Source organism: Paenibacillus taiwanensis DSM 18679, assembly GCF_000425125.1.
GTDB lineage: Bacteria > Bacillota > Bacilli > Paenibacillales > Paenibacillaceae > Paenibacillus_B > Paenibacillus_B taiwanensis.
The window spans coordinates 218,070-231,562 of the sequence record NZ_AULE01000031.1; the positions used below are offsets into that span (position 1 = coordinate 218,070).

13 protein-coding genes are annotated in these 13,493 nt (G+C 46.4%); 7 read left to right on the forward strand and 6 right to left on the reverse strand.

The genetic code is table 11. The features are described 5' to 3' along the window. Positions 1-31 precede the first annotated feature (31 nt). Positions 32-640 carry a TVP38/TMEM64 family protein gene (locus H509_RS0108655; protein WP_028544736.1) on the forward strand — a complete coding sequence of 203 codons (609 nt, stop codon included), beginning with the start codon at positions 32-34 and terminating at the stop codon, positions 638-640. 83 nt (positions 641-723) lie between these two features. After that, positions 724-1,005, forward strand: coding sequence for a hypothetical protein (locus H509_RS0108660; RefSeq protein ID WP_028544737.1), 282 nt, complete (start codon positions 724-726; stop codon positions 1,003-1,005). Positions 1,006-1,094: 89 nt separating this feature from the next. Here H509_RS0108660 and H509_RS0108665 read toward each other — a convergent pair whose 3' ends face one another. Beyond that, on the reverse strand, positions 1,095-1,871 hold the full coding sequence (locus H509_RS0108665) for a sporulation protein (RefSeq protein ID WP_028544738.1): 777 nt from the start codon (positions 1,869-1,871) through the stop codon (positions 1,095-1,097). 227 nt (positions 1,872-2,098) lie between these two features. Here H509_RS0108665 and H509_RS0108670 point away from each other — a divergent pair, with 227 nt between their 5' ends. Then, a complete protein-coding gene (locus H509_RS0108670) occupies positions 2,099-3,007 on the forward strand; it encodes a diacylglycerol/lipid kinase family protein (RefSeq protein ID WP_028544739.1) in 909 nt (302 codons plus the stop codon). 20 nt (positions 3,008-3,027) lie between these two features. Next, positions 3,028-3,564 carry a large conductance mechanosensitive channel protein MscL gene (gene mscL, locus H509_RS0108675; protein ID WP_245596008.1) on the forward strand — a complete coding sequence of 179 codons (537 nt, stop codon included), beginning with the start codon at positions 3,028-3,030 and terminating at the stop codon, positions 3,562-3,564. A gap of 110 nt (positions 3,565-3,674) precedes the next feature. Here mscL and H509_RS0108680 read toward each other — a convergent pair whose 3' ends face one another. Both H509_RS0108680 and H509_RS0108685 read right to left on the reverse strand, forming a co-directional pair. Beyond that, entirely contained in the window at positions 3,675-3,986 is a 312-nt protein-coding gene (locus tag H509_RS0108680) for a hypothetical protein (protein WP_036696764.1), read from the reverse strand. 348 nt (positions 3,987-4,334) lie between these two features. Then, positions 4,335-5,129: a hypothetical protein gene (locus H509_RS0108685; protein ID WP_028544742.1), complete on the reverse strand. Its 795-nt coding sequence runs from the start codon at positions 5,127-5,129 to the stop codon at positions 4,335-4,337. Between the two features lie 548 nt (positions 5,130-5,677). Here H509_RS0108685 and H509_RS0108690 point away from each other — a divergent pair. Both H509_RS0108690 and H509_RS24735 read left to right on the forward strand, forming a co-directional pair. Next, complete coding sequence (locus H509_RS0108690) at positions 5,678-8,080, forward strand: ATP-dependent helicase (protein WP_028544743.1); 2,403 nt, start codon at positions 5,678-5,680, stop codon at positions 8,078-8,080. Positions 8,081-8,273: 193 nt separating this feature from the next. Next, positions 8,274-9,011 (forward strand): GTP pyrophosphokinase, encoded by a 738-nt coding sequence (locus H509_RS24735; protein ID WP_051286904.1) that lies wholly within the window; start codon positions 8,274-8,276, stop codon positions 9,009-9,011. A gap of 238 nt (positions 9,012-9,249) precedes the next feature. Here H509_RS24735 and H509_RS0108700 read toward each other — a convergent pair whose 3' ends face one another. The 3 genes from H509_RS0108700 to H509_RS0108710 form a co-directional block, all read right to left on the reverse strand. After that, on the reverse strand, positions 9,250-10,278 hold the full coding sequence (locus tag H509_RS0108700; RefSeq protein WP_028544744.1) for an FUSC family protein: 1,029 nt from the start codon (positions 10,276-10,278) through the stop codon (positions 9,250-9,252). A 273-nt stretch (positions 10,279-10,551) separates the two neighbouring features. Beyond that, complete coding sequence (locus H509_RS0108705) at positions 10,552-11,397, reverse strand: M15 family metallopeptidase (RefSeq protein ID WP_028544745.1); 846 nt, start codon at positions 11,395-11,397, stop codon at positions 10,552-10,554. A 212-nt stretch (positions 11,398-11,609) separates the two neighbouring features. Further along, a complete protein-coding gene (locus H509_RS0108710) occupies positions 11,610-13,004 on the reverse strand; it encodes a dicarboxylate/amino acid:cation symporter (RefSeq protein ID WP_051286905.1) in 1,395 nt (464 codons plus the stop codon). 226 nt (positions 13,005-13,230) lie between these two features. Between H509_RS0108710 and H509_RS0108715 the strand changes: the two genes are divergently transcribed. Continuing rightward, on the forward strand, positions 13,231-13,428 hold the full coding sequence (locus tag H509_RS0108715) for a helix-turn-helix transcriptional regulator (protein WP_028544747.1): 198 nt from the start codon (positions 13,231-13,233) through the stop codon (positions 13,426-13,428). Positions 13,429-13,493 lie beyond the last annotated feature (65 nt).

The window sequence follows — 13,493 nt, forward strand, 5'->3', positions numbered from 1 at the left end:
CGTATTGTCTGGGAGAGGATGAATGCTAGCCATGTGGGATTGGTTGCAACAAGTCGTCACAACGTTAAAACATATCGACATGAATCAAGTAGAGCTTTGGTTAAAACATTATTCTAATTTAGGACCGATTCCCGGGATTCTGCTTCCGTTTTTGGAAGCTTTCTTACCTTTTCTGCCGCTCATCGTGTTTGTGATGGCCAATGCGGCAGCATATGGGCTATGGTTCGGCTTTCTGTACTCTTGGATTGGAGTTTGCGCAGGCTCATTTGCTATATTCTGGATTGCACGCTTGTTTGGGGGCAAATTTAACGCATACGTCCAACGCAAAATGCCAGGTACCAAGCGCTTCTTTCACTGGATTGAAGTTAAGGGGTTTACCCCTATCTTTATTCTGCTGTGCTTCCCATTTACACCGTCATCCTTAATTAATGTTGCGGCTGGTCTCAGCACGCTTTCGTTCCGTACGTTTATGATTGCCGTACTTGCTGGCAAATCATTGATGATCTTTATGATGGCCTTTATCGGCCATGACTGGCAGGGCTTTATTCATCAACCATGGCGTATTGCGCTCGCCATTGCAGTGTTTGCACTGCTGTGGTTTGGCGGCAAGAAGCTGGAAGCAAGATATCACACCACCTAGAACATACGAGGGGATAGTCAGTCTTCTTCTTGGGAACGTTAAACTTAGACATTTAACCGATATCAGGAAGGAGCCTAGCCCTTATGTCAAAAGAACGCGATCGCATGAATCCGGTTTCGCGCGAAAAAGTGGAAGTTGACGGGATCTACACAAATGAATGGGGTCGAGAAGAAGTGCTGCACCGTGGTCAACACTATCCTTCGGACCCGCAGCTCGGCGCGACGGAGTGGGAGCTAACGCAATTTATTTATGATAACCACCATGACGGCCAAACAGACGTCCGGCTCGTTGCCAAGGCGGACGAAGATATGCCCGCGCCAAAACAGAATCACCCTCGCAAGCATACAGATCGCGGCGACAAATAGCGGACATTCGTCTTATCACTTTAGGAGCCTATTATATCCGCCCCCATAAAAGCGGCCCAGCATTTACGCTCGGGCCGCTTTTATTGGACTTATACATATTTACGGATAAGCTCAACTAATTGTGTGGATACCTTTTCCGCTCCCAGTCTTCTCCATTCATCCCTGCTCAGGCGATAGCGGACAAAAGACTCATCCGTATCCATAGCCTCCGACAACCAGCCGCCCAAGCCACGTGCTCGGCGGTCAATCTGGAGCAGCAGTTCCAATTGGTGCTCTGTCGGATAAAAGATTACTTCCAATTCATCCAACTCATCCCGAAAATAAGACGTCGGTACAAATTCAAACTCCTGTACAAATGGATAGCTGTGCCCTAGACGCGGCGCATGTTCACATTCAGCCTTGCGAAGGCGGAACCCAAGTCGATTCAAAGCATCAATCACGATACTTTGTTCAACACTAGGTACAATTTCGATTCGATCATGATCAGATGGATCAACCGCACTTGCGATGTCAAGCTCCGTCTTCAACCAGACCGGTGCCTTGCCAATCGTAAGTGGTGTCTGCTGGGGCAGAATAATATGAACCGGAAAATCACGCTGTTCATTAGGCTGAAGCGTAAACGCCTCACTCACACGATATCGTGCCAATTCGCAATTTACCCAATGCTTATGATCGTTACTCTCCTTTAAATATTGTGTCATCAGCGTCAATCGAATTCCATCCACCTGCTGCGCCACTTGCCCACCTACTATTTTGACGACACCTTGCACTTGATCACCCGGCGCATAACGTGCGTGCTCAAGAAGCGTATCTACCTTGGCATTACCGATCCCTACACTTGCTAACAAGCGATTAAACATGGACATGTCATGACCTCCGCCTAAGGATTGAAACTACTACTCAATATGAATGACAGGCTCTTTCGCTTCACTGTCTCCTGATAATACGGGTTGTATTTGGAAAATGTTTCATGATTGTTGTTGTTTTATGTAAAAAGGGTTGGCAAGGAAATGATGAATGCTATAATAGGTAAGCAGTTCTGCAGTAATCTTATAAAGGACGACAAATTACGCTATCATGGGAGAGATGGAAGTTGAATTTGTTTGTCATTAATCGACATGCAGGAAATGGCAATGGACAACATGTGTGGGCGGACATTGAGCCTAGATATAAGAAACTAGGCATCCCATATATCGCATGTATGTCTACTACCCCAGAGCAAGCAGAAGAACAGGTTAAAGCACACTTGGTCACGTACCCCTATGCCGATGTGATCGTCATCGGAGGAGATGGGACTATCCATCGTATGCTCCCGCTGTTGGCAGGAACGCATGCCACATTAGGTATTATTCCAGCAGGATCGGGCAACGATACCGCAAGAGGTTTTGGCATACCCTCAGAGCCGATTGGCGCGCTAGAAGTCATGCTTGGTGGAGAGCGACGTTTGATTGATCTGATGAAATCTCATGATAGATGGACACTAACAGCTATTGCTAATGGCTTTGATGCTGCAGTCGCCGATATCGTTAATCGAAGTGTCTACAAACGTTGGTGCAACCTGTTAAAAATAGGACCTGTCGCTTATTTAATCGGTATTGTCCACATGCTCTTTACTTATCGACCTACTGATGTTGAAATTAACGTTGATGGCGATAAATCGTTGTATCGCAACGTGTGGTTAACCGCTATCTCAAATGTCAACAGCTATGGTGGTGGGATTCGAATATGTCCTGATGCCAGCGCAGACGATGGCAAGCTTGATATTTGTATTGTCCATAATTGTAGCCGGTTTACCTTCATTCGACTACTTCCAACTGTATTTTCAGGTAAACATGTCAAGCTGCGTTATGTGTCTATGAAGCGAGGGTCCACCATTCACGTGCAGTCATCACAGTCTATCGTATCTATCGGAGATGGAGAACGGATTGGGACCACACCCTTCACTGCTTGTATACATCCTGGGAAGCTGAACATATACGCACCTTACGTCGATTCAAAATAGTCGGCGTGGTGTAATGAATCATGTACACATTAGAAAGTGAGGACAAGAAAGTGGGAGAATCAAAAGTAAGAACACTGGCGCAGGAATTTAAGCAATTTGCGCTGCGTGGTAATGTGATCGACTTGGCAGTCGGTGTTATTATCGGGGGTGCCTTTAACAAGATCGTTACCTCCATCGTGAACGATCTCGTTATGCCGCCTATCGGTTATATGCTTGGTGGTGTTAACTTTAAGGATCTATTCTGGCAAATGGATGGCAAACTTATGCCAGACGGTTCTGCAATCACATCCTTGGCACAAGCCCAACAGCAAGGTGCAGCTGTTATTGCCTACGGCTCTTTTGTAAGCACAATTATCGACTTTATTATTATTGCGCTGTCTATTTTTGTCATGGTTAAAGCCATCAATGTCATGCACCGCAAAAGAGATAAAGAGGAAGTTGTCGAAGAGCCTACAACAAAAGCATGTCCTTACTGTGTTTCCGAGATTCCAAAGGCAGCAACACGCTGCCCAAGCTGTACTTCCATGCTGAACGAATCCGAAACAGCTACAGTCTAAACAACAGGTGATTATACTATAAAGACCGTTCTCACAGAGAGATGCATGGCTTATCCACGTCTCTTTGCGAGCAACGGTCTTTTGACTTTAATATATCGAATTATATGCAGTTAAAGAAATCTTCTGTTTTTTTCCATCATTGATTCAGCAATCGCTTTTAAGAACGGATCAGGCGTAAATGACTCTTCCCCAGCATCCATCTTCTTGACTACAATTTTGTCGAATGTGCTGTTGCCACTGGCAGGGGCAAATACGTAATGATCTTCGTCCTCTATCGCAGCCTTATACCCCATCATATCCAACATATCCAGTACCTGTGCAGCAGTAGGTTTCTTCCCCTCCTCAATCATAACGAGACCACGAAGTTTTTCTATTTCACCGTTACGTTCTTGTAAATCAAAATGGATGATGCATTCTTTCATCCTAATCCCTCCTCTTGCACAATATCAGACAGCAGAGTGTACACGCTATGCAAAGGTTAATGTATCCTTCTTCGCTTTATCATAAACGCTGTGCTGTGTATATTATCCCTTACGGCAGGAACAACAAACCGTTGCAGGTACTTATTTGCAATGTAGTGAACATCTATTGAAATCAGGCTCAATTGTCGATCATTAGTAACAATAAGCTCACATCAACAAGTTATAGCTATACTTTGTAAATAAAAATAAACCGCTGAAGCTTCATCCAAGTCACAATCATAAGACTTGAGTGGAGCTTCAGCGGCAACGTACTACTCATGCAAATAAACGTTGATGCTGGACTACCGTTTATACGAATGGAGAACCACAGCGCTCACACCACTTGGCCTCCAGTGGAGCAAAGGAGCCGCAAGCTGTACAAGGCTTGGCTTCCGGTAGTGGCTCAGGCCCTGCCTCAAAACGTTTCGTGCCGATGTGGCCATCGTAAGGAATCGGTACTTCCGACTTCTGGAAAGTATCCGTCACCGTGTGTTGTCGATGCTGAGAGCGAGGCAGCAGGAACTGCTCCTCGTCAAATGAATAGTCATCCTCGTCAGCAAACGAATCTGTTTTCTGAGGCACCGTATAACGAGGATACTGCTGCTCCTCTACTAATGAATGAAAAGCATTCTCTGTGTCGTTATGCTTGGGCTGTCCATATTGACCAGACTTATACTCAAATGGCCTCAATTCCGCCACTTCACCCTGCTGCTCGGTGGCAGCCGCTGCCTCGTCGCCTTTGCCTGGCGGATCAGGCAGCTTCGTGCCACACTTCGCACAATAATTTGCCGTCCACGGCGCAATCTCACCGCAATCACATCGCTTTTCGTGGCGCAGCTCGCACCTTTTCCATTCCAACTGCTCGATATCCTGCTCCACACGCGCATTAACCCGAGCAAGAGCAGCCAGCTTATGTTCGAGAATCGAAAGTTCATTCGCTTTATATGCTTCATAGGCCAGACAGCCTATCTCATATGTATTTTGCTCCCATTCTTTGCGGAGTGATTCAATTTGGGATTGAATCCGATTTAACTCCACTACATTTTGAGCTTTCTCAGATGCCTTGGACGCCCCTTCTTTCATTTTCTGCAAAAAACGATTCATCCTCTGGCCCCTCCTTTCCTGTCACACCAAACTTCCATCCACTTTTCAAATTGATCGATTATAAACATAGTATGTTTGTCCCGCTTTTACAAGTACATCTAAGTTGCTACTTCCTGCCAACAAACGGAGGTGATTTATCGCTTCTCGCACAGTTCAGCATACCCTGATAACCTTTAAACAAAGACATGACCATTGAAACTAGAAATCGTAAATCCGCTAATTATTTAACACCTAGCATTCATCTGTATCGTTAGACGTGTGAATGATCGCACTTCCCTTCCCTCGTTCATATTCAAAAGGGCCTCCCCTTCATTCGATCTAAGGACAACGTATGCTTATACGTGTAAAAACATGTTTGTGTTGTGCTATATTTTTTCTTCTATTAAACATTTTTAATTTCAGGAAGATATGGCCTTTGCGGTGTCTGCCTTCTGCTATCATAATAGAAGAGGCTGCTTTTCATAAGAATACTTCTTATAGCAGCCACAACAGAACGTTTAGGGGCTAGCTGTTATTATGGCCTTTACTATAAGAAAGGAATTGCTCACATGAAGAAAGAAGAACATCGTGCTGCTGCATCTTGGCGGTCAAGACCTGACGGGATCACGGCAGCAGCACCTGTCCCCGTTGCAAATACGGCTGACCAGATCCGCCTTGCGGCAGCAGCTCCTGCTGAGGAAGATGCCTGGTTTTTTCAAGGGCTTGCGGATCAGGGCCTAACCTTGCATGCCGCACAACGCAACGCGGTCCGTCACGGAGAAGGACCGCTACTCTGCCTTGCAGGCGCCGGTTCAGGCAAGACGTCCGTGTTGACGGCACGCGCTGCTTACCTGTTAACCGTGCGCGGCACTGCACCTGAGGCACTGTGGCTGGTCACGTTTACGAACAAAGCCGCAGCAGTGATGCGCTCGCGACTAGCACGACTGCCAGGCGTTACCTCAGGCATGGCACGCGGCGTGCAAGCACGAACGTTCCACTCGTTCGCACTTGCCTTATTGCAGGCGTACGCGCCGCCGTTCACGCTGCTCGCGGAAGAGCGGGCGCGCCACGGCTTTATGCGCCGTGTGTTGCGCGAGCTTGGCCTGCACGACACGCTGCAGGCCGAGACCGTGCTTGCCGCGCTCTCCGCGCTGAAAGCGCGCTGCCAGTCCCCTGCGGACTGGCGACCGGACGGCTACGCGGAGCGCGACATGCAGCGCGCCATGATGCGCTTCGAAGATCAGAAGCGAGAGCGAGGCTTAAAGGATTTCGACGATTTGCTTGTAGATCTCGTCCAACTGTTAGACCGTGATGAAACACTCGTGGCAAAGCTCCGCCGTCGCTTCCGCTATGTCATGGTCGATGAATTTCAGGATACGACTCCTGTCCAGATTCAGTTACTTCGCCATGTAACAGACGGACATCGCAATCTGGCTGTATTCGGAGATGATGATCAGACGATCTATACCTTTAACGGGGCCTGTCATTTATATATGACAAAGTTCTGTACAACATACCCAGATGCAGTTCAAGTGACACTCGATATGAACTTTCGATCGAATCCGGCCATTGTCGGATTGGGAAACGCGGTCATCGAACATAATAAAGAACGTTTAGCCAAAACTATGCAAGGTGTCGCAGCTCTCCCGCAACGTAACGGAGGAGACGGTGCAGAAACGTATTCATACGCGCTTGGGGCGAATGCTGTATTTATGCCCCGTTATTTACGACCCGCAGATGGTGAGGAAGAAGCACGGCTATTATCCGATCACATTCAACAGCTTGTATCATCAGGTAAGTGGCGATATGCAGACATCGCTATTTTGTATCGTACGGGCCATACAAGCCGTGCATTAGTGGAGCATCTGACGATGAGCGGCATCCCCTTTCAGCAATTAGGTGCGGAGCCGCTGTTCTATGAACATGCACTAGTTAAGCCGCTTCTTGATCATTTGCGGCTCGCCTTAAAGCCGCGTGATGTTGATGCACTCGGCAGTGCCATCGCCTGTTTGTACGTTCCCAAAGATTCCTGTATGACGTATGTGCAGCAAGCAGATCAAGGTCGTGCAAAGAAATACCCGCTTGTACATCTGGCGACCTGTCCTGGACTTGCTGAATTTCAACAAGCAGCGGTCAAGCCTCGTATCCGTTACATCAAAAAGTTGGCTCAAATGAAGCCACAGCTAGCTATACGTGACATGCGCCGTGAATTTTACGATAAATATACAACAGCAATGGCCGGGGAGAAAGCAACGGCCTATCAAGAGACCATTGCTGAAACGTTAGAAGAACTGGAAAGCTCAGCTCAGCGCTTTGACACGGTAGAAGCCTATTTAAGCCATATTGATGACCTGAGAGAACGCTATGCTGCCGCAGCAGCCTTACACCCGCCATCAAAAGCGAACAGGCGGTCAGCGCCGGCCTCGAAAGCTGCTCCTGCCGGTCAGCAGCCCTCAGACGAACACGATACGCTTACACTCATGACGATTCATCGTGCTAAAGGACTGGAGTTTCCTATCGTATTTTTAATTGGCATCACAGAGGAATTGCTGCCGCATCGAATATCGCTGCGGGAAAAGCCACCCGCAGAGAAGGAACAGTTTTCTGCCATGCAAGCCACCACAGCACAGTCCAGTGGATCGACTCGTACGAGCTATGAGGGCAGAGAGGACAGTGATTCTGATTTCAGCAATATCGGAAGTATTGACGGAGATGGGAAACGTGCATCTGCCGTTCACGCTGACAGCCCTGTCCATGCCATCACAGACACATCGTCTAGCGCACTTGATGTCAAGCAAACACTGCTAGAGGAAGAGCGGCGCCTGCTCTATGTTGGCATTACACGTGCAAGACAGGAGCTCTACATTAGCTCGCCAGTCATCGTGCATGGTAAGAAGCAAGAGGTCAGTCGGTTCTTGATGGATGCATGGCGTGGTCCTGCGCCCAATTCGTCTGTACCGCCCGCTAAGTGACATCATAGTATGAATACAAGGGCGCTTCCTCAGCACGGCTACGCGATTTATAAATTTGTAAATAGGAGAAAGTTTATTTTGTATTTTGAAATTGTCCCCTGCTATCCATTACAATAGACAGTAGACGCAGTGAAATTGGTTGGAGATGCTGGGCGTCCATGATCTGCGATAACACGCAAGAAGGAGATTTTACATGTCCAAGTCTGATATGATTTTGAAGCAGTATGAACAAGTAAAGCAGTTGCCTACATTGTATCAGTTGGCATTGGAAGAGCTTGAGACGAAGATTAAGATTATTCAAGCAGAATGGAAAATACGCAATGGATATTCTCCGATTGAGCATACCAAGACCCGACTAAAAGAACCGAACAGTATTTTTAATAAATTGCAGCGCAAAGGGTTACCCCTAACTTTAGACTCTATTGTAAGCAAAATATATGACGTAGCAGGCATGCGTATTGTGTGTGCCTTTGTGAAAGATATTTATTTAATACTCGATCACTTAAAATCACGAGATGATATTCGCGTGGTCGACATTAAAGACTACATTGCCAACCCAAAGGGAAATGGCTACCAAAGTTTACACGTCATCGTACAGGTGCCCCTTGTCCTGTTTGACGATGTACGATGGGTATACATTGAAATTCAACTGCGCACGTTGGCGATGGATTTCTGGGCCAGTCTGGAGCACATCATTTATTATAAATTCCAGCAGCAAGTGCCGCAGCATGTCATCAATGAGCTTACCGAGGCCGCCAAAGCCGTTGATGAGCTGGATCGCAAAATGCTTGATTTGCGTAAAGAGATTTTATCCTATAATCAAGAAGAGTGGATTTCGGGGTTGTCCGAGGGACTGGGAGACGTCTTAAACGACACTAAACCTTATACTAGGGTTGAAGCTGTTAACGTAACCAAGCACTCGCAGTCTTAGACTCCTTTAGGGTCATTTGACGAGTGTTTCTAAATATTGCCTTGTATTAATCAATACGGATGAAACCATGCTAATGACTGACGCTAGGTGACGTCATTATCTGACCTTGCTTAGCGTCCCGAAATACCCCTGATGTCGTCGTGTCTTACGACAATCTGAAGTAGTATTAAGAAGAGCCCGCATATGGTATAAGGAATTCCACCTGACACCGTATGCAGGCTCTTTAGGTTTCACTTTTTCACTTTTTCTTATCCTGCCCTGATTCCACATGCCCTACTAACCGATCCAGACGACAAATTTGAAAGCCATACTCATAACATGCCGCCGCCACGATAGATAAGCGCCGCGAGCCTTCCTCACCTTGTACACATTGTGTCATCAGCACATGTAAAAATGCTTCGTTATCTTGTTGCAGCCGCTCAATTTCATGGCTATCCTGCTTCACTTTGTCTTCCAACTTTAACAACACGTGCTCATGTCCTTTAATCAGCAATTCCAGATGAGCGTCAAATAAACGGTCGATCCCCTCTTCTCTTACCGACTGAAAATAATGATTGTCCATCGCTTCCAGCACTTCCATTCCTTTATGAAGTGTGTATAGCAATTGTTTGTGAACAACGATATGTCTGGACTCCCGATATCCGGCCCGTCTCAGCTTTTTTGTCTCTTCTTCAAATAACTTGAATTTATCGCCCAGCGACTTGAGGTTTTCTTCGAGCACGTCCTTCTCTGACCGGAACGCCGTTTCTTTCATCTCATCAGATACAACTGTTCTTAAGAGCAGCGACATCCGACGAAATGCAGCCTCTAGTTGTTGATTGAATTGAACTTTAGGATTCGGTGGGAAAAATAATATATTTATAACAAACGCCGAGCCAATCCCTACCAGAATTTGTGCAAATCTTGCTAATGCAAAATCCCACTGCCCAGATGCCTCCATTACCGCGATGACCGTTACTAAGGTTAGGCCGACCGTTTCTTCCATTTTCATTTTAAGACAGATCATAATAACCAGAATACATATAAGACCAACCACTATCGGATTGTTGGATATGACCATCCCCGCCAACAAGGCTATAGCTGCGCCTAAAGTGTTCGTCTGGAGCTGCTCCAGAAAGTAACGCCATGAACGGTAAATCGAAGGCTGCATGGCAAAAATCGCAGCTACTGCCGCAATGACTGGCGTGTGAAGCTGCAAAATCATCGTAATATAAAGGGCAAGCGTAACCGCAATACCCGTCTTCAGCACCCGCGCACCGAATGCCACATGGACTCCTCCTTCTAAAATGAAAAACTGGACACAAAGGTTGAACGCTAATGGTTTGCCCAGCCTTATCTTACACGCTGCAATACGTTTCATGCAAAAGCATATGTACACCACGCTCCATCTGCACCATTTTATACGCTCAATTATCGGACTGGTCGCAGAAAAAAGCTTGCACGCTGTTACATAGCCTGCAAGCTCTCTCTTTCAGGATGCTGCTCATCGTTAACTTCCATTGATGAGGTACACTTTTATCAAATCTCGCCCTGCGGACATTTATTCACTGAGAAATTGTTCTAGCGTAGTCTTCTGCTCATAAATAGCTGTCGCTGCCTCCACACCAACATACCGAATATGCCACGGCTCATACATATAACCTGTGACTGCTTCTCCATCCTCTGGATAACGAATAATAAAGCCCGCTTCATGTGCATGCTCCGCCAGCCATTTTCCTTCCTTGGAATCCCCAAATACTTGCTCCAATTCATTGCTCACACTCGGACTCGATACATCAATCGACAATCCTGTCTGATGCTCGCTCGTACCTGGTACAGCACTAACACGTGAAGCATATTCCTGACCCTGCGTATCCACATAATGACTAAACAATGATTGCTGACGCTTAAAGGAACGGTATCCCGATACCGCATTCAGTTCGATGCCACTCTCATTTGCACTAGCAAACAATTGCTCTAACGCCGCTGCCGCTTCCTTGCGCATATGCCGCTTCTCATGGGCCTCACTAAATGAGAACTTCACATTTGGTTCCACCAAATCTGTCGGCTCGTATCCATCTGGCAGGGAACGCTGTTTGTTTACCACGACATAGATGGACTCAGGATTGGTTACAACAGACTTGCCATTGTGCTCTTCCGTTGTAGTCGCCATTGCAGCCTCACTCTTAACGGAGGCAAGCTTGTCCACCTGTTCGTCCCCTTTGCTGCCATCCTCTCCCGTCTGCGGTGTCAAGGCTGGATCTACTTGCCCTGAACCTGTCTGCGGTGTCTTTTGCCCTTCAGTCGTAGGCGCAGGCTCGTTGGAACACCCGCTTATCAATAGAGTCGCACCAAGTGCTACTATCATACAGACGGCAGCTAACCGCCGCTGTTTATGCTGTTTCATTTCGATCATCCTTTCATTCCGCGGCTCGATCTAATCTATTAGATGGAGACTCTATTATAACGGATTAAAAGAATTAGGTCACAGTCATCATTTACATATTTATAATAGATTGCACATCAAGCGTTATTTCTACTCATGTTGTGATGCAAAATTAGTCATAAAAAAGTCTAGCAAGGCAAAACCTTTGCTAGACTCCCCATTTTATACGTCCACTAACCTGCCGTTACGACTCCACCGCCTCTGGTATCACGCTCTTGCCCGATGCCGATATCTTCGTCAGGCTCGTTATTAAACGCCTCACGGTCGAACTCACCCTCGCTGTTGCCTACGAGCAGCGAGGCTACTGTCGTACCCGTCGCGTTTACCGCAGTACGTGCCATATCCACGATAGCGTCTACGCCAAGCACCAGCGCAAAGCCCTCCAATGGCAATCCTGCCTGAACTAACACTACCGTCGTAGAGATCGATGCTGGACCTGGTACACCTGCAACACCAACCGATGCTAGCGTAGCCACTGCAATAATAAGCAAATAGTCGGTAATGCCAAGCTCGATGCCAAATACTTTGGCTACAAATACCGCAACGATGGCTGGATAAAGACCGCCGCAACCGTTCATATTAATCGTGGCTCCAAGCGGAGCCACAAAGCTTGCAACACGTTCGGACACCTTCATCCGCTTAGTAATGACCTCCAGATTGACAGGCAGGGTCGCATAGCTGCTGCGAGTCGTAAATGCTACCGCAATCGTAGGATACGCCTTCTTAAAGAAGCGAAGAGGATTTACTCTGGCTACAAAAGTAACCAGCAAACCATAAGTAACAACCATATGGATCAAGCAAGCGATAAAGACCGCTGCGATAAACCAAGCCAACTCTTTAAGCGTCTCTAGGCCATATTTAGCTGCCATTGAAGTGACTAGGCCAAGCACCCCGTAAGGAGTCAACCTAATAATGATTTTCGTTACGCGGAACATAATGTGAGAGAATGATTGAAAGAAGTTCCGCACCGGTTCTACACGCTCTGGATGGCGTGCGCCTTCCCACGTAATAGCAATCGCAATAACGAAAGCAAATAGGATGACAGGTACTACTTTTCCAGTTGCCATCTCATTAATAGGATTCGATGGAACAAGATCAAGCAGCACTTGCTTAAATGTTGGAATTTCACGCGCCTCAAAATCTTTCGCAGCTTCCGTGCTATGAGCGATGCCTGCTCCCGGATCAACTACTACCGCAACACCAATACCGATTGTAGCTGCGATCGCCGTAGTAATCAAGAAGATCGCAATGGTCTTTGTCCCTAGCTTCTTAAGTACGTTCAGATCTTTGACTGAAGTAATACTCGTAATAATGGTGGAGAATACAAGCGGCATCACGACCATTTTAATCAAACTTACATATATGGAACCGAGAATACCTACATCCACAGCATCCTTGCCAAATAAAGCCCCTATGCCAAAGCCAAACACCATAGCAAGCAAAACACGGGTTCCAAAGCCGACCTTCTTCTTTGCCAGCCACCACAATACAATGGTTAAAAGTAACGCTACACCCCAACTGCCATAAACCGACAGATCTTGAAGCGGTAGCCAAGCTTGATCTTTCATCGACGTTCACCCCGTATTATTTATATAATTATTCCTACCTGTTTAATTGGTATTATAAAAATAAAGGGATGTTATCGTCAACTCTTTTTTTCATACATGAAATGATTCGAGAACCGTTTCCCTCTAACGACATCTAAGAGGTTAATGTGTAAAATGTGTTTTACATTCAATTACTGATCCTGTATGATAATGCCACATAGGTTGAAGAAACGAAAGTTGGTAGATGATGGAGAATGAAATTAAACGTTTACGAAGTTCACTGAAGTTGTCCCAAGAGGATTTGGCACGAGCTTGTAACGTTTCCCGTCAGACGATTAATGCTATTGAAAATAACAAATACGATCCGAGCCTTACGCTTGCTTTTCAACTTGCACAAGTACTGCGTGTTACTGTGGACGAGTTATTTTTGTACAGAAAGCAATAAGTAATGCTTCATGCTGGGTACATCACAAATTCGCATAAACGAATACATTAAACCTCGTACGACGT

Bases quoted from the DNA above. Each gene is read 5' to 3' on its own strand.
- H509_RS0108655 (WP_028544736.1), top strand. From the start codon at position 32: ATGTGGGATTGGTTGCAACAAGTCGTCACAACGTTAAAACATATCGAC.
- H509_RS0108660 (WP_028544737.1), top strand. From the start codon at position 724: ATGTCAAAAGAACGCGATCGCATGAATCCGGTTTCGCGCGAAAAAGTG.
- H509_RS0108665 (WP_028544738.1), bottom strand. From the start codon at position 1,871: ATGTCCATGTTTAATCGCTTGTTAGCAAGTGTAGGGATCGGTAATGCC.
- mscL (WP_245596008.1), top strand. From the start codon at position 3,028: ATGTACACATTAGAAAGTGAGGACAAGAAAGTGGGAGAATCAAAAGTA.
- H509_RS0108680 (WP_036696764.1), bottom strand. From the start codon at position 3,986: ATGAAAGAATGCATCATCCATTTTGATTTACAAGAACGTAACGGTGAA.
- H509_RS0108685 (WP_028544742.1), bottom strand. From the start codon at position 5,129: ATGAATCGTTTTTTGCAGAAAATGAAAGAAGGGGCGTCCAAGGCATCT.
- H509_RS0108690 (WP_028544743.1), top strand. From the start codon at position 5,678: ATGAAGAAAGAAGAACATCGTGCTGCTGCATCTTGGCGGTCAAGACCT.
- H509_RS24735 (WP_051286904.1), top strand. From the start codon at position 8,274: ATGTCCAAGTCTGATATGATTTTGAAGCAGTATGAACAAGTAAAGCAG.
- H509_RS0108705 (WP_028544745.1), bottom strand. From the start codon at position 11,397: ATGAAACAGCATAAACAGCGGCGGTTAGCTGCCGTCTGTATGATAGTA.
- H509_RS0108710 (WP_051286905.1), bottom strand. From the start codon at position 13,004: ATGAAAGATCAAGCTTGGCTACCGCTTCAAGATCTGTCGGTTTATGGC.
- H509_RS0108715 (WP_028544747.1), top strand. From the start codon at position 13,231: ATGGAGAATGAAATTAAACGTTTACGAAGTTCACTGAAGTTGTCCCAA.